Source organism: Arthrobacter sp. YC-RL1 (assembly GCF_001454985.1).
GTDB lineage: Bacteria > Actinomycetota > Actinomycetes > Actinomycetales > Micrococcaceae > Glutamicibacter > Glutamicibacter soli.
Window position 1 is genome coordinate 1381875 of the sequence record NZ_CP013297.1, and the last position, 22316, is coordinate 1404190.

Below are 22316 nucleotides of genomic sequence, written 5' to 3' on the forward strand. Positions count from 1 at the left end.
AGGGACATGAAGTTCCCACACGCCACCCCCGCCCGCACGCTGGCCCTGGCCGCCTGCGCCCTGGCCCTGCCGCTGGCCGGCTGCACCACCCCTCCGCAGGATGCTGGAACCGAGCCCAGCCGCGATGTCACGCTGCGCATCGCGCCGACCGAGGATCCCACCGGGCAGGCGCTGGCCCACGTCTACGGCGACGCGCTGGAGCAGCTGGGCTACACCATCAGTTTCACCAAGCCCTCGCAAGATCCCTACCGCCAACTGGCCGAGGGTGCAGCGGACATCGCGATCGACACCGCCCCTGAGGCTATCGGGCTGCTCCCGGCGGAGCAGGACCCGCGCGGCGAGGACCAGCTGCTGGCCGGCGACGAGGCCAAGAAGCTCGTGGGGCTGCTCAACGACGCCGAGCTGGGATTCACCGCGTTGCCGCTGACACAGGGCGATGCAGGAGCGGTGATGGTGCTTTCCGGCGCGGAGGCGACCGAATACTCCGTCACCTCGGTGGCTTCGCTGGCCGCCGCCTGCAGCGAGCTGACCTTCATCTCCGCCGCGGCGCCCACCGCCGGGCTGGAGAACGCGCTGGAAGATGCAGGTTGCGCCAAGCCGGTGTTCCGCACCGTCGACGCCGCCACCTTGCACGACGAGCTGCGCGCCGCGGTGTCCCGCGTGGTGGTGCTGCAGCAGCACGACGCGGTGATCGGGGACGAGGCGTTCACCACGGTCGACGGCAGCGCCAAGCTCTTCGACGCCGCACCCTACCTGGCGCTGGCCGGCGAGGCGGTGGACCAGGACGCGGTCGACGGTCTGAACCAGGTCACCCGCCAAGTGAACCAGCAGGCCCTGGTCGGCCTGAACCGGATGGTCTCCGGCCCCGATGCGATAGCGCCCGACGACGCCGCGCAGCGCTGGCGCTGGATCATCGACAACTAGCAGCCCGTCACCCGGCCGATGATCCCGGCCGGGTGCAACGGTTGAGTAACAAGGCGCGCCGCGCGCGCCTGACGTGAGAAAGTGTACCCATGGCCGAATTCAAACAATCGACGAAACTGCACAACGTCCTCTACGACATCCGCGGGCCGCTGCTGGAGCACGCCACCCGCATGGAGGCCGAGGGCCACCGCATCCTGAAGCTGAACATCGGCAATCCCGCGCCGTTCGGCTTCGAGGCGCCCGACGCGGTGCTCGTCGACATGATTCGCAACCTGCCCAACGCCCAGGGCTACTCCGACTCGCGCGGCATCCTCTCCGCCCGGACCGCGGTCTCGCAGTACTACCAGACCCGCGGCATCCAGACCATCGGCGTGGACGACATCTACCTGGGCAACGGCGTCTCCGAGCTGATCACCCTGAGCCTGAACGCGCTGCTTAACAACGGCGACGAGGTGCTGATCCCGGCTCCCGACTACCCGTTGTGGACCGCCTCGGTCTCGCTGGCCGGCGGCACCCCGGTGCACTACCTCAACGTGGAGGAGGAGGGCTGGCTTCCGGACCTGGAGGACATGGAAGCGAAGATCACCGACCGCACCAAGGGCATCGTGATCATCAACCCGAACAACCCCACCGGCGCCGTCTACCCGAAGGAGACCCTGGAGGGGATCCTGGAACTGGCCCGCAAGCACGATCTGATCGTCTTCTCCGACGAGATCTACGAGAAGATCCTCTACGACGACGCCGAGCACATCAACACCGCCGGCCTGGCCGACGACGTGCTGGTCATCACCTTCTCCGGGCTGTCCAAGGCCTACCGGGTCTGCGGCTTCCGCGCCGGCTGGATGGCCATTTCCGGTCCGCGCCACCTGGCAGCGGACTACATCGAGGGCATCAACCTGCTGACCAACATGCGCCTGTGCGCCAATGTGCCGGCGCAGCATGCAATCCAGACCGCGCTGGGCGGCTACCAGTCGATCAACGACCTGATCCTGCCCGGCGGCCGCCTGCTGGAGCAGCGCGACGCGGCCTACAACCTGCTCACCGCCATCCCCGGCGTGAGCGTGCAGAAGGCCAAGGGCGCGCTGTACATGTTCCCGAAGCTGGATCCCGAGGTCTACCCGATCCACGACGACGAGAAGTTCGCCCTGGAGCTGCTCAAGGCGCAGAAGATCCTGATCTCCCAGGGCACCGCGTTCAACTGGGTGCGCCCTGACCACTTCCGCCTGGTCACGCTTCCGAACGTGCGCGACCTGACTGATGCGGTCGGCCGCATCGGTACTTTCCTTGAGGACTGGCGCGCCCGCGCATAACTCCGCGGCGAGGGCCGCACCTTGATCACAGGCGCCATTCTGTTGTCCAGAATTGCGGGGCGGCGGGGTGGCGCCTGTGTTTTGTGCCCAGCGGCTAAGCCAGCACAGGTGATGGGGTCAGGTGAGGTGAAGTTGTTGAGTCCATCTGCGCCAATACTGCCTCGAACTTCGCGGTGACATCGCGCCCGTGCTGCTTTGCCCTGCCCGTTGTGAGCCGGTATCCCCGCGGATGCTTGCTCCAGAGCCCCTTGAGCTCGTCGAGCTCGTATTTCCGGGCCCACTGCAGCTTGTTGGTCGCGCGGTCGAACCGCAGGCACACCGCGACGTCGAAGTCCCAGGAACCGAAGCTGAAATGCCGTTTGACCGTTGGGTCCAAGGTGCGGGACTTGACCTGGATGCGGTGCCCGTCCGAATCCTGGATGTCGGCGGAAGGATTGCCCGGTGACAGGAGCTGTCCGCCATAGACCCTATGGGCGGCGTATTCGGCGATCTCGCCCATCAGATCGCTGGAGGTCCGGGTCAGTCCGCGATGCTGGAACTCGGACCGCAGGCGTGCTTCGAGGCGTACCAAGTCGCCGTCGCTTAGGTTGCTGAGATTGTGTTGGTTCACGAATCCCATGCTAGGTGAGCAAGATGAGGTTTCACCGATTCAATCACCCGAACGCCGATCTGCGCGAGAATCCCAGCGAATCAAGCCCCCACCCGGTAGGCTGTCACCAAATACGAGCGGGACAAGGGAGAAACGATGACCGCCTACCCGGAGAACTTGATCAGCGCGCTGCGCGTCGAACCCGGCCTGGATTTGTCCCAACGAGCGACCGGAGACCCGGACTGGTGGCCGGCGGATGCCCCGCAGGACAAGAAGGAAGCCGCGCAGCGGATGAAGGAGCTGGGCGAGGAGCTGTCTTCGCTGCAGGAACGGCTGTTCGCCTCCGCGCTGCAGCAGGAGTCCGAGGACTCGGTGCTGCTGATCCTGCAGGGAATGGACACTTCCGGCAAGGGCGGGATCGTGCGCCATGTGGTGGGCCTGCTGGACCCGCAGGGCGTCGACCATTTCGCGTTCAAGACCCCGACTCCGGAGGAATTGGGGCACGACTTCTTGTGGCGCGTGGAGAAGCGGTTGCCGCGCCGGGGCATCATCGGTGTTTTCGACCGCTCGCACTACGAGGACGTGCTGATCCACCGGGTGCAGCAGCTGAGCACCGCCGAGCAGGTGGAGAAGCGCTATGCGAAGATCACCGCGTTCGAGAAGCGACTGGGGGAGCTGAGCATCCACCCGATCAAGGTGATGCTGCACATCAGCCGCGACGAGCAGTACCAGCGGCTCTCGGAGCGGCTTCAACGCCCGGACAAGTTCTGGAAATATGCGGTCGGCGACGTGGAGGATCGGCTGCGCTGGGACGACTACCAGCAGGCCTACCAGGTGGCGATCAACCGCACCGACAGCACCGCCGCCCCGTGGTTCGTCATCCCTGCCGACCAGAAGTGGCGTGCGCGGCTGTGCGTGGCCGAGCTGCTGCTGCAGGTGCTGCGGCGCATCGACCCGCAGTGGCCGCCGGCGAAGTTCGACGTCGCCGCGGAAAAGGCCCGGTTGGACGCGACACGCTGATCCGGCTTTCCCATGGCGCTCCCCAGAGCTCGGCCTGCACAGCTTGCGGTGCCCGGGCTCAGAATTCGTGGAACGCGCAGGCCTGGGCCCGCTGCGCGGCTGTCGCCTGGTCGTTCAAGTCCTTGCACCAGCTTGGATAGACCCGGAACCCGCGTTTGCCTGGCCATCTGCCCGAGGTGATTTTCAGTTCGGACAGATGCGCACCGGTGAATCGGAATACGCCGCGTCGCCCCTGCTGCTCCACGAAGACGAGCAGGCCTGCGGCCGTATCGTCGTCGCCGAATGGTTCGGTCGTCCCGTCAACGGCCCGCCGCCAGAATGCGACGAAAGCGCCAGCCTTTGTCGGAGTGTTGCGCGCCGTACGAATATGCCATGCTTCGCCGTCGATCTGGGCGAGACCGGACTCGTAGTCGCTGTTCTGCGCTGCGGGAATTACCGCGATGGGCGCCGACACGGAAGCAGCGTAGGCCTCAAGCATTGTGAATTGCACCCACCCAAGATATCCCACCGCCAACGTGGAACTGCTGGTCGGCATCGCATGGTGCGCAGGCCGTCTGCTTTCGCTGATGACTTGCCCGGTTCGAAGCGTCCGAGCCCGGCGTGCGCCGAACTAGTCCTCGGTGTTCTCCAGATGGCGGGCGCGGGCCGCCTCCAGGCGCTGCGAGACGCCGTTGAGCCAGTTCTCGCAGTGGGCGGCCAGCGCTTCGCCGCGCTCCCACAGGGCCAGCGAGGCCTCCAGCGGCGCGCCGCCGGTCTCCAGCTGGTTGACCACGGCGATCAGCTCGTCGCGGGCCTTCTCGTAGGACAGCGCGGCGATGTCGGTCGGGATCTGCTCGTTCATGCGATGGTGCTCCAAACTAGTGGGCCGCCTCGGCGGCGGGGAAGATGTCCTGGACGGTGGCGGTGAGCTGGCCTGCGGCGACCCTGATGCGCAGCAGGTCCTGCGGGTTGGCGGTCGAGGCATCGCGCAGCACGCTGCCGTCGGCCGTCTGGGTGACCGAATAGCCCCGGTCAAGGGTCTGCTGCGGGGACAGGGCCCGGACCTGGGCGCGCAGGTGGGCGACCTCGTCCTGGGCGCGCTGCACCCGGTGGCCGATCAGCGCGGTGGAGCGCTGCACCCAGCGCTGCAGGTCCTCGGCGCACGATTCGACCATGACCTGCGGGCTAGCCAGCACCGGGCGGGCGCGCAGCGAGGAGACCAGCTGGGCCTCGCGCTGCAGCATTGAATCGATGGACCGCTCAAGGCGCTGGCGGGCGGCTTCGAGCCCGGCGAATTCCTCGTTCAGATCCGGCACGATGCGCTTGGCTGCATCCGTAGGAGTGGAGGCGCGCAGGTCGGCGACGTCGTCCAGGATCGGACGGTCGGCCTCGTGGCCGATCGCGGAGACCACCGGGGTGGAGGCGGCTGCCACCGCGCGGACCAGGTCCTCGTTGGAGAACGGCAGCAGGTCCTCCAGCGCGCCGCCGCCTCGGGCGATCACGATGACGTCGATCTGCGGGTCCGCATCCAGCTTCTGCAGCGCGGCGATGACCTGCGGGACCGCGTCCACGCCCTGCACCGCGGTGTTGATAACGGAGAACTGCACGGCAGGCCAGCGCAGCGTCGCGTTGCGCACCACGTCCTTTTCAGCGTCCGAGTCGCGCCCTGTGATCAGCCCGATGCGTCCGGGCAGCACCGGCAGCCGGCGCTTGCGGGACGGGTCGAACAGTCCTTCGGCGCCCAGCGCCTGGCGCAGCCGTTCTAGGCGCACCAGCAGCTCGCCCAGGCCCACGGGGCGCAGGTCGGTGGCATTCAGCGACAACCGGCCGGTCTTGGTGTACAGGCTGGGCTTGACCCGGGCGACCACGCGGGATCCCACGGTCGGGGTGGTTTCCAGCTGGCGCATCACCGAGGACCAGACGGTCACGGAGAACGAGTTGTCCACGTCGACGTCGCGCAGCGTCAGGTAGGCGTGGCCGTTGCGCACGTTCGCCTCCAGCAGCTGCCCCTCCACCCAGGTGTAGGGGGAATTCTCGATGTGGATCTTCAGCTTTTCCGACAGCACCCGCAGCGGCCACGGGTTTTCCGGGCTCGTCTGCGCAGCGGTGGCGGGCACGCCGGTCGGCGCGCCGGCTGGCGGCGATGACTGCATCTGCTCACGGCTCCTTTTGCGGTGTGGCGCACCTGTGGCGCGCATTCGACGCTACACCACCGGCCCGACATCTGCGCGGATTTGCCCCGGCCGGCGGCCGCGCAGACACCGCGGTATCGCAGGCAGAGGCGGAACTCACAGCCCCGGTAGGGTGGTTCGGCTCATATGAGCATGCGCTAACTTGCGCCGACTTCGTAGACTAGAGGCATGGCTACTTCCACTTCTGTCCCGGTATCCCTGCCGGTTCCCCGTATTCCGCGCACCCGCCGTTCTCCCCAGGAGATCCTGGCGGCGTCCCCGCTGGTGACCGAGCGCAAGGTGCTGCTGGCCGCTCCGCGCGGATACTGCGCCGGCGTGGACCGCGCGGTGGTGGCGGTGGAGAAGGCGCTGGAGCACTACGGCCCGCCGGTATACGTGCGCAAGCAGATCGTGCACAACGTCCACGTGGTCTCCGAGCTGGAATCCCGCGGGGCGATCTTCGTGGAGGAGAACGACGAGGTGCCCGAGGGCGCGCTGGTGGTGTTCTCCGCCCACGGCGTCTCCCCGGCAGTGGTGCAGTCGGCCGCGGAGCGCGGCCTGCAGACCATCGACGCGACCTGCCCGCTGGTGACCAAGGTGCACCGCGAGGCAGTGCGCTTCGCCAAGAACGACTACGAGATCCTGCTCATCGGCCACGAAGGCCATGAGGAGGTCGAAGGCACCTACGGCGAGGCCCCCGAGGTCACGACCATCGTGAACAATCCGGAGGAAGCCGACACCGTCCAGGTCAAGGACCCTGACAAGCTGATCTGGCTCTCGCAGACCACCCTGAGCGTGGACGAGACCATGGAGATCGTGCGCCGTCTGCGCAAGCGCTTCCCGAACCTGCAGGATCCGCCCAGCGACGACATCTGCTACGCGACCACCAACCGCCAGGCGGCCATCAAGAACATCGCCCCGCAGGCGGACCTGGTGATCGTCGTGGGTTCGGCGAACTCCTCCAACTCGGTGCGCCTGGTCGAGGTCGCACTGGATCACGGCGCCAAGGCCGCCTATCGCGTGGACTTCGCCAACGAGGTCGACGAGACCTGGTTCGAAGGCGTCTCCACCGTGGGCGTCACCTCCGGCGCCTCGGTGCCCGAGGTGCTGGTGCGCGAGGTCGTCTCGCTGCTGGCCGAGTACGGCTTCAACGACGTCGCCGAGGTCACCACGGCTGAAGAGGACATCATCTTCTCGCTGCCCAAGGAGATCCGCAGCAAGCTGAAGGAATCCGGCGACGAGGAGCGCGCCCTGGGCGGGCGCGGCCACCGTCCCGAGTCCCGCTAGCCCCCGCAAATTTCACGCGCCCGCACAGAACTGGGCGCACAATACTAGTAAAAGGTAGAATTTCCTCCCGTGGCTCTTACTATCGGAATCGTCGGACTGCCCAACGTCGGCAAGTCCACCATGTTCAACGCGCTGACCCGTGCCCAGGTGCTGGCAGCCAACTACCCGTTCGCGACCATCGAACCCAACGTAGGTGTCGTGCCGCTGCCTGACTCGCGCCTGAAGGTCCTCTCTGGGATCTTCAACTCGGAGCGCATCCTGCCGGCCACCGTGTCCTTCGTGGACATCGCCGGCATCGTGAAAGGCGCCTCGGAAGGCGAAGGCCTGGGCAACAAGTTCCTCGCCACCATCCGCGAGGCCGACGCGATCTGCCAGGTCACCCGCGCGTTCGTGAACGACGACGTGATCCACGTGAACGGCAAGGTGGACCCGGCTTCGGACATCGAGACCATCGCCACCGAGCTGATCCTGGCCGACCTGCAGACCATCGAGAACCAGCTGCCGCGCCTTGAGAAGGAGCTGCGCAGCAAGAAGATCGAGAAGTCCTTCCTGGACGCAGTGCTGGCAGCGCAGAAGATCCTGGAAGAGGGCCGCACCCTCTACTCGGCCAGCAAGACCGACGGCGTGGACCTCGTCGAGCTCGCGCCGATGCAGCTGATGACCACCAAGCCTTTCATCTACGTGTTCAACACCGATGAGGCAGGCCTGGCCGACACCGAGATGCAGGAAAAGCTCTCCGCGCTCGTGGCTCCGGCCGAGGCGATCTTCCTGGACGCCCAGTTCGAGGCCGAGCTGGCTGAACTGGAAGAGGACGAAGCCGAAGAGATGATGGAAGATGCAGGCATCGTCGAGTCCGGTCTTGGCAAGCTGGCCCGCGTCGGCTTCGACACCCTTGGCCTGCAGACCTACCTGACCGCCGGCCCGAAGGAAACCCGCGCGTGGACCGTCCGCAAGGGCGCCACCGCTCCTGAGGCGGCCGGCGTGATACACACCGACTTCCAGCGCGGCTTCATCAAGGCCGAGGTCATCGGCTTCGACGACCTGGTCACCGCCGGTTCGGTGGCCAACGCCAAGGCAGCCGGCAAGGCGCGCATCGAAGGCAAGGAATACATCATGAAGGACGGCGACGTCGTCGAGTTCCGCTTCAATGTCTAGATCCTCGTTACTATGAGAGCTCCCGGCCGCACTTTCCTGCGGTTGGGAGCTCTAATTTTTGCCCACGATCAGTTGCATCGGATCCCACGATTCTTGAGGGTTCAAGAAATTCTGTGGATTCCGCACCATCTGGGTCTAATACGTATCAGCGAACACTGGTATGACTGCCTTTTTCAGGAAGCACACATTTCCTGGGTCAAAATGCCCTATTAGACCAACGTGGCATAAAGGGTGAGAGCGGCAATCAGTACCGGAATGAGCCATCCGTAGAATCGAAGGTTCTTCCAGAAGACAGGTTTATGATTCCGCGACGATTTAACCAAATGCTTGTTGGGGGCGTTCGATATCTCGATGGTGCTATTGTCTCCTGAAGCAACGACGTTGTCATTCCCGTGGACTCCTCCCAAGTTAAAAGTGGCACCTTTCTCTATGACGATTTGAATCATGGCAGGCGTGACCATACCTTGTATCTCTGCAGCGTCGGCGATAGCGGCCATCTCTTCCGCTGCCTTAATATTTGTCGGAGGGTTATCAGGGAAATTCGCAGCTGCGCCTACGAGCGTCACAGCGGCAAGATACTTCGACATACCGGCAGCATTTCCCAGCGCTCCGCTATCATTCAGCTCTTTTGCAATGTCCGCTTGGATGGTACTGATCGGATCGTCGTTGCCGGTCAGCTTCGATTCGAGGGCTGCGGCGATCCATCGGCTCGCAGCGGCGATATCGCGAGTTCGGATGTGTAAGCCAGCAGCTGTCTCGAATGGGATGTCCTGTTCCAGCGCCCCTTGCTGTATTTCGGGAGACTTGTCGGCGAGCGCGCTGATGATGCCAGAAATGGCGCCCTGCATGGGGATCTGTCCCGCAATGGTGCTGTTGAGGATCAATGAGGTTACTTCTGGTCCCAGAGCATCAGCGATACTGAAGTCTCCACCTTCTACCATTGCTCGATGCCAAATTTCCTGGCATTGCTCGTAGACAGTACCTAAATCAAAATATGCACGCTCCATGAGAGTATTTTCGCATATATACGAGGGACACTATTTTGTCTTCGCTGAAATTTAAAAAGCGTTATGGAACTGGGCAACCTCTGCGTTTGCATTGGAGATACGGTTCGGATGGAAAATAGCCAATACTCGACGACGCGCCGGCAGCGGCAGTTCCAAGGAGGCTCGTGCGAAGGTCTTTTTGTGGCGACGTAACGTTGATCGACTCAAATAGCGAAGACGAACACAGCGGTCGTTGGAGTTGAGTATTTGAATCAGTCTAGGAAGACACAGATATCGATGCACTATATTAAAATCGACAGAGCGAGTTGACTCATCTAAGATGCTCGCGAAATAAGACTTCCTTCGTGGTATGGAAACCGCCAGGGCGTACGTCGCGGCGGGTACCCTCGTGACCTTTCGGGCTGGGGAACGCCAGTTTTGTACGCATCATATGCGTATGAACCTTGATTCGTACGCATATGATGCGTAAACTCATCTAGTGAATATTGATCTTGGGCAGCTGATCCGCAAACGGCGCGACGCACTGGGGCTCGACCAAGCCGCACTTGCTCTCAATCTAAACGTACGTCAGCAAGCCGTCAGCGGTTGGGAGAACGGCAGATCCAGACCTCGCCGATCAATGCTGGATGAGGTGGCCCGCATTCTTGAAGTGGACTTGGAAACTCTCCTAGACGCTGGCGCTTATCGGACGCCGGCGCATGCAGTTTCGCTCCCGGTTCAGCCGCTAGCGCGCACCCTCCCACTCGATGAACTGACCGAGGAACGCTTCGAGGATCTACTTACCGACGTGGCGGCCACGCTGCACCAGAACGGTCATGCGAGCAGGTACGGCGGCCGCGGGCACAAGCAACACGGCATTGACATTCTCATCACTTCTAACGGGGCGAATCTCGCTACTGGTCAGTGCAAGCGACATCGTGAGTTCGGACCGGCAGCTGTCAGGAAAGCTATCAGCGAGGTCACGATCGCCGCACCCAAGAACTATCTATTCCTATCCCGACCAATCGCCACCCCTGCCGCGCGCAATGAAGCAGGGAAGTACACTACTTGGGAACTGTGGGACGGTGAGGATATATCTCGCCACATCCGGAATCTTCCGCGCGAAAAGGCACTGCGGATTGTCGATACCTATTTCCCGGGGCACCGAGAGTCGTTCCTTGGAGTTGCTGCACCTGGCCCATGGCTCCTGCCAGAGGACTACTTCGGCAGCCCACGGGACACGATCTTTAATCACGACTGGACCTTGGTCGGGCGACAGGTCCAACTAGACCAGCTGGTGAGCACGGTTGACCAGAGTGCCGCAGCCGTCACGTTCTTGATTGGTGCTGGCGGCGTGGGAAAGACGAGACTTCTCAAGGCGTTCGCAGATGTTAGGTCAGCTACTACCCCGATCCGGATCCTGCCCGGCAACGTGCAAGTGACCGCGGCCGACCTCGAACTACTGCCCGATGAACCTAGCCTGGCCATCATCATCGATGACGCCCATGAACTTGCCCGGATATCCGACATTGTGGCTGGTATCTGGCGGCACAACCAAAATGCGAAGGTCATTCTTGCTACTCGACCCTATGGACTGCGAACTCTCAAGGAGGATATGGCTTGCCACGGACTGCTTCCAACTCCATACGCTGAGATCATGCTTGGAGATCTTGAGTTTGACGAAGCCGTGGCGCTGGCGCGTGAAGCGCTTGGCGGCGAAGAGTCTCCAGCGCTCGCACGTCAGCTCGCTGCGCTCACAGTGGACTCACCGCTGGTGACCGTCGTCGGTGGCGTCCTGATACAGCAAGGCCACCTTGCGCCGACGGCATTGGTACACGATGACAACGTCCGATTGCACATCATGCGTGGGTTTCGCGACGCACTGGTGGATGATCCGTTGTCGTACGACCCGCCGGTACGGCACGCAGTATTGGATGCGGTCGCTGCCCTGCAGCCAGTCCGCACTAACGAGGAAGCTACACGCGCATCGCTGAGCGCGATCGTGGGCAAGCCATATGACGAGTTGTGCAAGCACTTGCGGAGCCTGGAGAATGCCGGAATCCTGAGACGGCGCGGTGAGGCTCTGCGGATCGTTCCCGATCTCTTGGGCGACGTGATCCTGACCGAAGCTGCATGTGACGAAATCAACCAACAGGGCACCGGTTACCTCTCTCGTGTCGAACCACTGGTCAAGGGAACTAGTGTCGAACATCTGTTTGTCAACGTGAGCCGTGTTGACTGGCATGTTCGTAGGCTGAATGAGGATGCACCGAGCCTTGCCGACTCTCTTTGGGCTGCTTTCCGCGCACGAGTCGAGGATGCCGATGCGTTCGACAGACGCACCCTTGCCGAGACCTTGGCGAAAGTTGCATACTTTCAGCCAACCCGGGCTCTTGAACTGACTCGATGGCTAATCGACAACCCAACAGATCACCTCGATGGTGAGCACCTCTTTTGGAGAGAACTTCTCCCGACGGGCTACAACAGTGTACTCGAGTCGTTGCCGGCAGCGATCAAGCTCGCCGCATTGACCGAAGACACGCTCTCGGAGGCACTTTCACAGTTGTGGGAACTGGCTCAGGGTGATACGCGTCCCACCAACCCACATCCGAGTCATCCGCTTCGGGCCTTGTGTGAATTGGCTGCGTTTGGCGTCGGCAAACCGATTTGGTTCAACGACTCGATCGTCGACAGCGCTTCAACATGGTTTGTCGATGGTCAGCGGCTATCTCCGTTTGACGTTCTCGAGCCGATGCTCGCGACGGAAGGAGACGAATCTTCTTTTCGCGGCCATACAATCAGCTTTCGACCTTTCGCGCTGAATCCGCAGAGCATCATGAGGGTCCGGCAACGGGTCATCGACCTGGCCTTCGAAGAACTGGATTCCCCAGACCTGCGACGCTCGGGAGCCGCAGCTAAGGCATTGAAGTCCGCTGTGCAGTTACCTCGGGGCAGCTTTGGCCGCGAGGTATTGCAAGATGAACTGGATGGGTGGATCCCGAGCATTCTTGAGACAATCAAGCGCCTCGGTACCTCAGTTGCGGCCGGTGGTCTGGATCCTGCGGTTCTCGTCGCTGTCCGTGATGCTCTGTTCTGGCACGACAGTTATGGGTCCGGCTCGACTCACGAGGCTGCGCAGCGAGCCGTCGAGTCAATTCCAAATAGCGTCGAGGCCCTACTTGGTCTGATGGTCCATGACGGCTGGGGCCGGCTGGTGCGCGAGCGTGGCGACAACTTTGAGGCGATGGAAGCTAAACGCATGGAACTCTTGCGGCAGCTGGATGAGGCCCTTGGATCCCACGCGGATGATGAGGTAGTCGAGCTGCTGGTCGCGCGGCTCAGAGCCGAACGGGAAGTCTTTGGCTCGGCCGAAGGTTATCCGGGTCCTTTGGTTCAGAGCCTGATCGACTCCCGCCCGAGTCTCGCACACGCAATGCTGGTGAAACTGCGGGATGCCCCTGGAGGCACAGATCTCGACCCTGTTCTTCCGGTCATTCTCGGTGCGTTCGCCACACATGATCCTGCAGGTGCACTCCTGGAAATCAAGGATCTGCTTGGCGGCACGTCGTTAGAACGCCGACAGGCCGCAAGCCAAGCGATTAGTTGGAACCGCGGGCATCGCGAGCTCTATCTCGGAGAGTTTGATCTGCTGTTGGAACTGGCCACGGACACCGACGTAGCCATACGACGAAACGTGGCCCGGGCGGCTCAACTGTTAACGAGAACCCAGAAAGCAGAGGCGATCCGCTTGCTCGCACGCCTCCGGTTCGGCGATAGCCAAAGCCTTTCCGACGACTACTTTATGTCGTTTCGCCTTGACTCCGGCATCTCTTGGGACGATTTCTCCGACGCCGAACTCGATCTAATTCGCCAAGACCTCATCACGTTGCCCGGGATCGGCGAGTACTCGGTGTCACGGGCACTTGCGGATCGATCGCAAACGAACCCGGAGTGGGTCGTCCGACTTCTCCAAGAGCGGGTTGAGTTCGCCGAGAGCGTCGACTCAATCCGCAATTACCAAGCGCTCCCGTACTCCTGGGACAATGACTTGCGGATTCGAGATACGTCAGCCTTCCTATCGAGCCTGAGTGGCATTCTGGCCTGGATCGCGGAAAAGCTCGACTCTTGGCCCCGTCGAAATATGGGTGCAGATCTCTTTCGCGCTGTGGCGGTCAAGTACGACGACCAAGTGCTGGATCTTCTTAGGAAGGCTCTCACTGGCGGCACTGAGAGCTCAGTTCGAGCTGTAGCAGCTGTCCTCCACGAGGCTCCGCGGACCTTTACTTGGGACCACCACGAGTTCGTGCGCGTTGCGCTGCACGTAGCCGATAAGCTCGGCGACGACACGCTCCAGCAGATGATGGGAGCCCTATGGTCGGCCACAATCTCCGGTGGTCGGAGCGGCACACCCGGTGAGCCGTTCCAGGAGACGATTGAACAGCGGGACAGGTCGCGAGCTATCGCGAAGGACTTGCCGGCCGGATCAATCGAGAGACGGTTCTACGCTGATTTGGCGAAGTCGGCGGAGAAAGACGTTCGGCGTGAGATCGAAGATGACCTGCCTACTGATGGGCGCAGTTGGTAAACTAACCTGAATACGCGGTATTCATTTGTGACTTGCCATGTAACGTTATTCGGCTACGGAACGTCGTGGAGTTCCGCTTCAACGTCTAATTTCTGAGCGTTTCAATGCCCCGGTTTCCTCGAAGCCGGGGCATTCGTGTTTTGGACTTCGTCTTGCACGATGACACCAGCTCGCGCTGTAAACGATGCGGGTGTTTATCTGGACCATGCCTGGCAAATTGTCGTATTGGGCTCGGGTCAGTTGTCCTGGCGAAGGGGCGGCGGGGCGAAACGGCCGGCCCAGGCAGGCGCCTTTTCCGGGCGTGGCCCGATGCCGATGACCAGTGCCGGAATTGCACTCAGGAACGGCATCTTGGTGAACGTAGTTCCAAGCCACCGCGGTGGACTGCTAAATTCGCTGCGGAGTGCAGGCATGATGGCGGCCGCATGCATGATGCGCTGAGCTCCCTGGATGAGTGCCGCCGGCCTGTTGCGGCGCCGTTGCACCTTGGCCAGCAGTCGATCAGCGCTGCCGTCGCGGAAACCGCCGGAGCCCAGGGCTCGGGCAAGGATCCGGGCGGCGGCCACCGAATCTTGGATGGCCAAATTGATGCCTACACCGCCCACCGGGGACATCGCGTGCGCCGCGTCGCCCAGGCAGATGGCACCGGGAACATGCCAGGTACGTAGCCGATCCACTCGGACATCCAGGTGCTTGACCGCGTCCATTGAGTCGAGCCGCCCGACGTCCTCGGCCAGCTCCGGGAAGATCCGGGCCGCCGCGTCCCTGAAGGCTTCAATGCCGCGGGCGCGAAGCAACGCATCTTCTCCTTTGCGCCCCAACTGCGCCACCTGCAGATAACCGCGACGGGGGATGCCGATGGCTACTTGTCCCTCGTGGATTCTTGGCAACAGCGACTCGCCGACCCGTTTGTCGGTAGGCAGCCGGTACCACCACACATCGAACCCGACCGGGAATTCTTTGGCCTCCAGCGCCAGATCCCGGCGCACCGTCGACCAGCGCCCGTCGCAAGCCACCGTCAAGTCCGCGGCTACCTCGCCCACGCCATCAGGGCAGCGGTAGGACAGCCCGACGCCCCTGCCGTTCTCGCGCAATACGCCGGTGACCTCGTGCTCGGTGAGCAGTGTGAAACAGGATTCGGCCCGCGCCGTGTCGGCCAGCAAACTGAGAAGGTCCCATTGCGGCACCATCGCCACATACCGGTGGCGAAGCGGAAGGCGCCCGAAATCGGCCACCGTGATCTCTTTCCCATCGGCACCGGGGAACTGGGCGCGTCGGACCTTGGACTGCGGAAGCTGCTCGAACCGTCCGAAAATCCCTAGATCGTCGAGCAGCCCCAACGTCGTGGGGTGTACTGTGTCCCCACGGAAGTCGCGTAGGAAATCGGCATGTTTTTCCAGCACGGTGACGTCGAGCCCTGCTCGGGCAAGCAACAGCCCCAGCACGATGCCGGCCGGTCCGCCGCCGGTGATGATGCAGGTGGTGTTTCGTCGGGGAAGTTGCCGCATTTTTGCTCCCTGGTCACCGGTTGATGCCTTGCCGGCGACGCTAGGCTTTTGCACGGGTAGTGGGCAACGATGCTGCACCGATGGCGCCCAGTGACTTGCGGGTGCTTGTGCTCGACGCAGGGGCAGGCCAATGTTGAGCCATGAAGGATAGGCGCGGGAGCTGGACTTCTTGGTGCTGCACAATGAAGCGGGAGGCAGATACATGGCACAGTGGGAACCGGGCCGGGGAATCGTTGAATTCCCCGATGGGTTGCGGTTCAGGGGACGCGGGCTGCGCTCGTTGCGGCGACCGTCGCCTGCCGCGGATTTCGGCGTGTACCTCACCGGGCGAAGACCTCCGGCGCATGAAATCGAGCACCGCTGGGTGCGCTGGCGTGATTTCCGGCTGCCGGATTCCACCGATGAGGTGGTGGCGGCCCTGCGCGAGGCCCGTGAACGCTCTGCAACACAGCGCGTGGAGATCGCCTGCGGTGCAGGCTTCGGCCGTACCGGGGCAGCCCTGTCGGTCTTGGCAGTGATGAGCGGGATCCCGGCGGATGATGCCGTGGCTTGGGTGCGAGGGCACTACCATCGCCGGGCTGTTGAAACACCTGCACAGGAGCGCTGGGTTTTGGAAGTGGCCGAGTCACTGCGAGGGTGACCGGAACTCCACCGCGGCGATCGCCGAATGACTAGCTGGCTTGGTAAGTTGGGATCCAAAACATGTCACTGGTGCAGGGGAGGTACTTGATGAGCCGGTCGCCGGAGAACATCCTGTTGCGCCTTCCCGAGGCGGAAGAGCAATCGATCCGGGATGTTTTCGCGCGGCTGGAACAGCGGGGTTTTCCCCGGCAGCAGCAGACGCCGCACATCACCGTCACCTTCGCCCCTGCCATGGAGCCGGAGGTCGTCGCCCGCGCGGCCGAGCTCCTGCCTGCGGTGATTCCTTCCACGCTCGCGCGGGTGGGCACCGTGGTGTTCGGAACGAAACGCAAGCAGACCGTGGCCTGGCTGCTGGAGGCCAGCGACGAGTTGGAGATCGCAGCGCGGAGCATCAGCGCCTTGAATCCTGCGGGCAGGGGGCCGCGCTGGACACCGCACTTGACCATGGGTTTGCGGCTGCCGCGGGACATCGTGCCGGACTACCTGCGCGCCATGGACGAGCTGGTTTCCCCGCACCTGAAAGAGTTCACCGCCATCCGTGCAGTGTACTTCCAGCCGCAGAGCCAGGCGAGTGTGCTGCTCGCCGAGGCGGGAATGAAGACGCGGCGCAGTCCTGCCTGACGAAGCCTCGCCGGACCTCGAACACCCGGACCACGCAATCTCGAACCTCGCGGACATGGCGGACGCTGGCGCAGATCGACGAGCCCGATGACCGGCGGATTCCGCCTGCCGACTGCTAGTCTGTGAAAAAGTCCGCTGAGGTGAAGGTATTTGCCTCATCAGAAGCTGGAACCGGGCGGCTGCGTTGGCCGGCCTGCTGAATCGGTGGGGACTGCGATTCATCCGCACCAGCTTGTGATGGGGTTGGCCTTGCCTCGAACCGCAGGGAGCCGTCGTGCAAGATCCCCGAACAATCGCCGACTATTTCTCTCGCGTGCTCAGGCGCGGCCAGCTGGAATCGGTGGTCTTCGAGAAATCCTCCACCTTCATCGCCGTGCCCCGGACCGAGCTGCTCACCGGCGCCACCACGCCCCAGGACGCGATCACGCTCTTCGAATCCCGCGACAAGAATTCGGGACGGTCCGGGTCGGCAGACCAGGACAAGCCTCTGCCGGTGGTGATCTCGCTGCTCTCCACCGAGTACAAGGAATCCGGGCACAGCGGACTGCTGCTGCTTGCAGCCCAGCTGCATCGAGATGGCCGCTTGCTGCCGCAATTCGACCAAGGCACCTCGCCGTGGATCCCCGCGGACCGGCTGGTATCGGCTACCAGCGAGGGGCTGGAAGTCATGGCGGGCCCGCAAGAGAAGTTCTGGCACTACCTGCGCACCGAAGCCAACGCCGCCATCTCCCAGGTCGAATCGATGGCCGATGCTGTCGGCATGGCCGACACGCTGTTCACCAAGGTTTCAGGCTCGGCACCGGAACACTTCGCCCTGCAACGGCAAGCCGAGGGATTCGATGTCGACACCGAGTACTGCTACATCCAGGAACATGAACGCTTCACTGCCCTGAAGCCCCTGCTGGACCTCTACGACTTCCTGTCGGTCCAGGAGTCCCTGCCGCCGCTGCTGCGAAGCGCAGCCAACGGGTGGCAGGGTGAACGCCGCTCCGAGCTGACAATCCATGAGGCCGGCGGGCTCTACCGCAGCGCCAAGGAATCCTGCGGATCGATGGACAACGACAACCCGCTGACCGATTCGCAGCGCCGCGCCGTCCACGCGTTCCTCGGCTCGGGCCGCGGCGACGTCACCGCCATCAGCGGTCCGCCGGGAACCGGCAAGACCACGATGCTGCAGGCCATCGTCGCCAACATGATCACCCGCCGTGCGCTGGAAAGGGCCGCGCCTCCGGCGATCGTGGGAGCCTCGACGAACAACCAGGCAGTCACGAACATCATCAAGTCCTTTGCCTCGGTGGCAAAGGACAAACCGGGAATCCTGGACTACCGCTGGCTGCCGCAGGAGCAGGATGGCCTGGCGCTCGCCGGGAGCACGCTGGGTTCGCTGGCCGTGTACTGCCCGGCTGCGGGAAAACTCAAGGAGGCGAAAGGGCAGTACCTGGTCGAGCAGCTCAACAAGGGCGAAACCTATGCCGCCTACAGCGGCGAGGTCTACCGGGCAGGAGCAAGGGACCACTTCGTCTACAGCGCGCAGAGGTACTTCGGCGCACCGAACGACATCGCCGGGCTGTGCGACTGGATCCACGACGCGCTGTCGGAATTGGACTACGAACGGATCCGTTTGCTGCAGGTCATGGCGTCCCAAGGCCCCTCGGAAGAATTCCAGCGAGTGTGCGAGGGCATTGAATCCTCCCGATTCGGCCGACTCATCGAGGGAATCGACGAGGTGAAGGCATCGCAGAACTTGCAGGAACTGGACGAGAAGTTCGACCTCACGCTGCGCTACGCCCAGTTCTGGCTGGCCGTCCACTACTTCGAGGCGCAGTGGCTGCTGGCTGAGGACCTGCTGGATGCAGAGGACCGCAAGAAGAACACGCGACGCGTCATGGACAGCTACTGGCGCCAGGCCGCGGCATTGACCCCGTGTTTCGTGATGACGCTCTACCAGATGCCGAAGTACTTCAAGCTCTACATCAAGCCCGGGGAACCGTACCGTTTCGACCTGGAACGCGCCGACCTGCTGATCATCGACGAAGCCGGACAGGTCGACACGCCGCTGGGGCTTCCTGCTCTGGCCTTGGCCCAGCGGGCGGTCGTCGTGGGGGACAGCAAGCAGATCTCGCCGGTGTGGAACATCGACGAACTCAGCGACGAGGAGGTCGCCGCATCGGCGGGCATCGATACCCCCGGCTGGTGGGGCGATCTGCGGGAGCGCGGGCTGACCTGCTCGGCCCCGTCCAGCTTGATGAAGGCCGCCAGCCATGCGTCCAAGTGGGAATACGGCGACGGGCACCCGGGCCTGTTCCTCAGCGAGCACTTCCGCTGCCACCCGCAGATCATCGGGTTCTGCAACGAGCTGCTCGACGACGGCCTGCTGGTACCTCGGCGGCGCGCGGACAATTCCCCGCTTGAGGGCGCGGAGCCGGCATTCCAATGGCACGACGTGCCTGGGTCCTTCGACTCGCCGGCAGGGTCCAGCCGCCAGAACGAGGCCGAGGCGAAGGCCATCGCGCGGTGGATCGTGGAGAACTATGCCCGCTATGCCAAGATCTACAACCCCCGGCATCCCTCGCCGAACAAGAAGCCGGCCGGGGACGAGCTGATTGGAGTGGTGACTCCCTTCAGCGCCCAGGCGCGGCTCATCGAACGGGAGATCGCCAGGGCGGCCCACCAGGCCGATGACTTTCTGGGCATCCCGCCGGATCTTGCCTCGAAGATCACCGTCGGCACCGCGCATCGGCTGCAGGGCGCGGAACGGCCCATCGTCTTGTTCTCCGCAACCTACGGCCAGAACAGCGGCCAGGCAGGATTCATCGACGCCAACTACGAGCTGCTCAACGTGGCGGTCTCCCGGGCCAAGGACCTGCTTGTGGTGTTCGCGGCGCCCAACCGCTGGAACAACGGTCAGGCCTTCGAAGCCATGGGCCGACACGCGGACAGGATCCCGCTGGATCTTCCCGAGGAGACAGCCGGTCCCGCGCTTGAAGTGCGAGAACCGGTGATGGGGGAGCCTGCGCCTGCGCCGCCGACACCGGAGATCGATGAAGAGCCGCCGCCGTCCCGGACGCTGACCGCCACCGCACTGCTGAACCGGTGGCGCAGTGCCGGCCAGCTGAGGGAGGAGGACACGCAGCTCAAGGCCCAGCGGATGAACGAGCGCCTGCGTGATGCCGGGGTGCTGGCCGGTCGGCCCGGCGAATGGCAGCCGACGGCGCTGGCGCGGTTGCTGGGCGCGGGAACCGTCGAGAGGCACGACGCCCGGACCGGCGACGCCTATGAGTCGCTGGAGTACGGTCCCCGGATGCAGGCACTGCTCCTGGAGCTTTACCTCGAGGGGAAGCTCTGAAACGAGTTCGGTGAATCCGGGGGAGATTTGCGTGGCCGTTCGTTCTGGCATGCCGTCGGCCATGCCTGGCGGAAATATTGACGGCAGCAGAAGCAGATCGCCTAGAACAACGGCCAGGGGACAGCCGGCATCTGTCCGCTGGGTCCAGGGAATGCCCCGGTGCTCTGCAGCCGCTGGCAGCGTGCGGCCAGGGCGTCGATTTCCTCGCCGGTCAGCAGCTTGTCGAGGTCGCGGCCCAGCTGGCCCTCCAGGCCCTCGACGACCCTGCCGATTCCTGCGAGCTCGTCGTCGTCCAGCGTTTGGCCGAGCCAGCCCCACAGCACGGTGCGCAGCTTGTGCTCGCGGTGGAAGGTGAGCCCGTGGTCCACCCCGTAGCGGTGCCCGTCGGGCATGGCAAGGATGTGGTTGCCCTTGCGGTCGGCGTTGTTGACGACGACGTCGAACACCGCCATGCGCCGCAGGCTCTCGGTGTCCTCGTGCACCAGCTCGACGACCCGCCCGCTCTCATCGTGCCCCGTGAGCACCTGCTTCCAGCCGGTGCCCGGCCTGCTGGCCTCCAGGACGAGATCCACGGGGCTCTGCCCGGCATCCGGTTCCTTCCACAGCTGCGCCATTCCCTCGCCCAGCGGCCCGTCGCGCAGCCAGGTCTGCGGTACGATATCCCAGCCGAAGGCCTGGGACACCAGGTATGCTGCGACTTCCCGGTAGGCCAGCTTCCCGTGGGGAAAGTCCCACAGCGGGCTTTCGCCGGCGATCGGCTTGTAGACGACCTCGGTCGCCCCGATGCTGCCCAGGAATGTCGCGTTGGACGCCGTCGTGATGCGGCCGGTGAGCTCCAGCTCGGCGGCCATGAGATCCGGGGCCGGCATCAGTCCTCCGGAGGGGTGCAGACATGCCCCTCGGGGTCCATCGGATACCCGCACAGCGGGCACATCGGCCGTCCGGCGGCCACGATTTCGCGGGTGCGCTTGGCGAAGGCCCGGGCGGTGCCCACCGGCATGCGCACGAGCAGCATTTCGTCGACCTCGGTGGGTTCTTCCTCTTCCAGGGGGTAGAGCTCGATGACGATCTGCGAGGTGGACGCGTCCCAGCCCAGGCTGATCGGGCCGATCCGGAATTCCACCTCGACAGCTTCGAGCGGGTCGTTGTCGACAAGTTCAACGGGCGTACCCGTCGGAACGCTGTAGGGGTTGCCGTCGAGGGTGCGCAGCTGGTCGAGGATCTCGTCGATCTTCTCGGCGAGCGCTGCAGATTGCTGCTTCTCCAGGGCGAGGGTTACCAGCTGCTTGGCTGCGCGCACCTGCAGGTAGAACGCCCGCGACCCCGGGTCGCCGATGACGCCGACAACAACACGATCTGGCCAGGAAAACTCGTGAACACGTGTAGACATGTCAATATTCTAGGCCGAACACCTTTACGGCGCCTGGTGTCCCGAGCCTCCGCCAACTGGGGCGTCGCCGGTGTGGGCGGCCTTGGCCAGCCAGGACAGATCGCCGGCCTCGGTGTTGATCGAGTAAACGCTGGGGCGCTGCGGCCCGTAGTGCACGATCGACACCGACGCGGGAGCGACGTTCAGGCGCTGGAACATGTCCAGGTGCATGCCCAGCGCGTCGGCGAGGATCGACTTGATGATGTCGCCGTGGCTGACGGCCGCCCACACGGCGCCAGGGCCGTGCTCGGATTCGAAAGCCGCGTCGTGGCGGCGGATCGCCGCCACCGACCGGGCCTGCATCGCGGCCAGTGATTCGCCGCCGGGAAACGCGGCCGCGGAGGGCTGGGACTGGACGACCTTCCACAACTCCTCGGTCGCGAGATCCTTGAGCGACCTGCCCTGCCACTGGCCGTAGTCGCATTCGAGCAGGCCGGAATCCGTGGGCGCGTAGGGGGCGGCAGGCTGGCGGTCGATGATGAACTGGGCGGTCTGCAGGCAACGCTCCAGCGGGCTCGACACCACCCCGACCAGAGGCACGGCAGCCAGCCGCTTTCCGGTCGCCGCAGCTTGCTCCCGGCCGAGCTCGTCCAGGTTGACGCCGTCGCCGCGGCCCGCCAGCAAGCCGGCGGTGTTGGCGGTGGAGCGGCCATGCCGCACGAGAATAACTGTTGCCATTCCTTCAGACTAGTGTGCAGGTGCTGCGTCGCGTGGTTCCGTCGGCGTATCCGTGCAGCGAGTCGGCGTGAGTCCGCCGGCTCGCC

General features: G+C 63.8%; 18 protein-coding genes. 9 read left to right on the top strand and 9 right to left on the bottom strand.

What is annotated here, in order from left to right; genetic code table 11:
• Positions 1–6 precede the first annotated feature (6 nt).
• Both ATC04_RS06495 and ATC04_RS06500 read left to right on the top strand, forming a co-directional pair.
• Positions 7–924, top strand: coding sequence for a glycine betaine ABC transporter substrate-binding protein (locus ATC04_RS06495; RefSeq protein ID WP_047119615.1), 918 nt, complete (start codon positions 7–9; stop codon positions 922–924).
• 89 nt (positions 925–1013) lie between these two features.
• Complete coding sequence (locus ATC04_RS06500; protein WP_047119614.1) at positions 1014–2234, top strand: pyridoxal phosphate-dependent aminotransferase; 1221 nt, start codon at positions 1014–1016, stop codon at positions 2232–2234.
• A 94-nt stretch (positions 2235–2328) separates the two neighbouring features.
• Here the strand turns inward: ATC04_RS06500 and ATC04_RS06505 are convergent, their stop codons facing one another.
• Positions 2329–2844 (bottom strand): hypothetical protein, encoded by a 516-nt coding sequence (locus ATC04_RS06505; protein ID WP_152666862.1) that lies wholly within the window; start codon positions 2842–2844, stop codon positions 2329–2331.
• A 135-nt stretch (positions 2845–2979) separates the two neighbouring features.
• Here ATC04_RS06505 and ATC04_RS06510 point away from each other — a divergent pair, with 135 nt between their 5' ends.
• Positions 2980–3843 (top strand): PPK2 family polyphosphate kinase, encoded by an 864-nt coding sequence (locus ATC04_RS06510; RefSeq protein WP_052772426.1) that lies wholly within the window; start codon positions 2980–2982, stop codon positions 3841–3843.
• Positions 3844–3901: 58 nt separating this feature from the next.
• Here the strand turns inward: ATC04_RS06510 and ATC04_RS06515 are convergent, their stop codons facing one another.
• The 3 genes from ATC04_RS06515 to xseA all read right to left on the bottom strand — a co-directional run bounded on the left by ATC04_RS06515 (position 3902) and on the right by xseA (position 5975).
• Positions 3902–4297 carry a MepB family protein gene (locus ATC04_RS06515; RefSeq protein ID WP_231735920.1) on the bottom strand — a complete coding sequence of 132 codons (396 nt, stop codon included), beginning with the start codon at positions 4295–4297 and terminating at the stop codon, positions 3902–3904.
• Positions 4298–4453: 156 nt separating this feature from the next.
• Positions 4454–4684 (bottom strand): exodeoxyribonuclease VII small subunit, encoded by a 231-nt coding sequence (locus ATC04_RS06520; protein ID WP_047119612.1) that lies wholly within the window; start codon positions 4682–4684, stop codon positions 4454–4456.
• A gap of 16 nt (positions 4685–4700) precedes the next feature.
• Entirely contained in the window at positions 4701–5975 is a 1275-nt protein-coding gene (gene xseA / locus ATC04_RS06525) for an exodeoxyribonuclease VII large subunit (protein WP_047119611.1), read from the bottom strand.
• A gap of 207 nt (positions 5976–6182) precedes the next feature.
• Between xseA and ATC04_RS06530 the strand changes: the two genes are divergently transcribed.
• Positions 6183–7280 carry a 4-hydroxy-3-methylbut-2-enyl diphosphate reductase gene (locus tag ATC04_RS06530; RefSeq protein WP_047119610.1) on the top strand — a complete coding sequence of 366 codons (1098 nt, stop codon included), beginning with the start codon at positions 6183–6185 and terminating at the stop codon, positions 7278–7280.
• A gap of 69 nt (positions 7281–7349) precedes the next feature.
• Entirely contained in the window at positions 7350–8435 is a 1086-nt protein-coding gene (gene ychF / locus ATC04_RS06535; protein WP_047119609.1) for a redox-regulated ATPase YchF, read from the top strand.
• A gap of 209 nt (positions 8436–8644) precedes the next feature.
• Here ychF and ATC04_RS06540 read toward each other — a convergent pair whose 3' ends face one another.
• Entirely contained in the window at positions 8645–9442 is a 798-nt protein-coding gene (locus ATC04_RS06540; RefSeq protein ID WP_152666861.1) for a hypothetical protein, read from the bottom strand.
• 478 nt (positions 9443–9920) lie between these two features.
• On the opposite strand from ATC04_RS06540, the gene ATC04_RS06545 reads away from it, so the two are divergent.
• Entirely contained in the window at positions 9921–14006 is a 4086-nt protein-coding gene (locus ATC04_RS06545; protein ID WP_082123936.1) for a helix-turn-helix domain-containing protein, read from the top strand.
• A 236-nt stretch (positions 14007–14242) separates the two neighbouring features.
• Here ATC04_RS06545 and ATC04_RS06550 read toward each other — a convergent pair whose 3' ends face one another.
• A complete protein-coding gene (locus tag ATC04_RS06550; RefSeq protein ID WP_047119607.1) occupies positions 14243–15514 on the bottom strand; it encodes an FAD-dependent oxidoreductase in 1272 nt (423 codons plus the stop codon).
• A 202-nt stretch (positions 15515–15716) separates the two neighbouring features.
• Here ATC04_RS06550 and ATC04_RS06555 point away from each other — a divergent pair, with 202 nt between their 5' ends.
• The 3 genes from ATC04_RS06555 to ATC04_RS06565 all read left to right on the top strand — a co-directional run bounded on the left by ATC04_RS06555 (position 15717) and on the right by ATC04_RS06565 (position 20123).
• Positions 15717–16154, top strand: a complete 438-nt coding sequence (locus tag ATC04_RS06555; protein ID WP_047119606.1) for a protein-tyrosine phosphatase family protein — start codon at positions 15717–15719, stop codon at positions 16152–16154.
• 89 nt (positions 16155–16243) lie between these two features.
• Positions 16244–16777, top strand: a complete 534-nt coding sequence (locus tag ATC04_RS06560) for a 2'-5' RNA ligase family protein (RefSeq protein WP_047119605.1) — start codon at positions 16244–16246, stop codon at positions 16775–16777.
• Positions 16778–17051: 274 nt separating this feature from the next.
• Positions 17052–20123: an AAA domain-containing protein gene (locus ATC04_RS06565; RefSeq protein ID WP_152666860.1), complete on the top strand. Its 3072-nt coding sequence runs from the start codon at positions 17052–17054 to the stop codon at positions 20121–20123.
• Between the two features lie 101 nt (positions 20124–20224).
• Here ATC04_RS06565 and ATC04_RS06570 read toward each other — a convergent pair whose 3' ends face one another.
• The 3 genes from ATC04_RS06570 to ATC04_RS06580 are packed head-to-tail and all read right to left on the bottom strand — an operon-like array spanning position 20225 to position 22230.
• Positions 20225–20992, bottom strand: coding sequence for an SCO1664 family protein (locus ATC04_RS06570; protein WP_047119604.1), 768 nt, complete (start codon positions 20990–20992; stop codon positions 20225–20227).
• On the bottom strand, positions 20992–21513 hold the full coding sequence (locus tag ATC04_RS06575; protein ID WP_047119603.1) for a DUF3090 family protein: 522 nt from the start codon (positions 21511–21513) through the stop codon (positions 20992–20994). Before ATC04_RS06575 ends, ATC04_RS06570 begins: the two co-directional genes overlap by 1 nt.
• A 24-nt stretch (positions 21514–21537) precedes the next feature.
• Positions 21538–22230 carry a histidine phosphatase family protein gene (locus tag ATC04_RS06580; protein ID WP_047119602.1) on the bottom strand — a complete coding sequence of 231 codons (693 nt, stop codon included), beginning with the start codon at positions 22228–22230 and terminating at the stop codon, positions 21538–21540.
• Positions 22231–22316 lie beyond the last annotated feature (86 nt).

Excerpts from the sequence above, each read along its gene's own strand:
- ATC04_RS06550 (WP_047119607.1), bottom strand. The coding sequence starts at position 15,514 with ATGCGGCAACTTCCCCGACGAAACACCACCTGCATCATCACCGGCGGC.
- ATC04_RS06560 (WP_047119605.1), top strand. The coding sequence starts at position 16,244 with ATGAGCCGGTCGCCGGAGAACATCCTGTTGCGCCTTCCCGAGGCGGAA.
- ATC04_RS06570 (WP_047119604.1), bottom strand. The coding sequence starts at position 20,992 with ATGCCGGCCCCGGATCTCATGGCCGCCGAGCTGGAGCTCACCGGCCGC.
- ATC04_RS06555 (WP_047119606.1), top strand. The coding sequence starts at position 15,717 with ATGGCACAGTGGGAACCGGGCCGGGGAATCGTTGAATTCCCCGATGGG.
- xseA (WP_047119611.1), bottom strand. The coding sequence starts at position 5,975 with ATGCAGTCATCGCCGCCAGCCGGCGCGCCGACCGGCGTGCCCGCCACC.
- ATC04_RS06495 (WP_047119615.1), top strand. The coding sequence starts at position 7 with ATGAAGTTCCCACACGCCACCCCCGCCCGCACGCTGGCCCTGGCCGCC.
- ATC04_RS06580 (WP_047119602.1), bottom strand. The coding sequence starts at position 22,230 with ATGGCAACAGTTATTCTCGTGCGGCATGGCCGCTCCACCGCCAACACC.
- ATC04_RS06530 (WP_047119610.1), top strand. The coding sequence starts at position 6,183 with ATGGCTACTTCCACTTCTGTCCCGGTATCCCTGCCGGTTCCCCGTATT.
- ATC04_RS06500 (WP_047119614.1), top strand. The coding sequence starts at position 1,014 with ATGGCCGAATTCAAACAATCGACGAAACTGCACAACGTCCTCTACGAC.
- ATC04_RS06510 (WP_052772426.1), top strand. The coding sequence starts at position 2,980 with ATGACCGCCTACCCGGAGAACTTGATCAGCGCGCTGCGCGTCGAACCC.
- ATC04_RS06575 (WP_047119603.1), bottom strand. The coding sequence starts at position 21,513 with ATGTCTACACGTGTTCACGAGTTTTCCTGGCCAGATCGTGTTGTTGTC.
- ATC04_RS06540 (WP_152666861.1), bottom strand. The coding sequence starts at position 9,442 with ATGGAGCGTGCATATTTTGATTTAGGTACTGTCTACGAGCAATGCCAG.
- ATC04_RS06520 (WP_047119612.1), bottom strand. The coding sequence starts at position 4,684 with ATGAACGAGCAGATCCCGACCGACATCGCCGCGCTGTCCTACGAGAAG.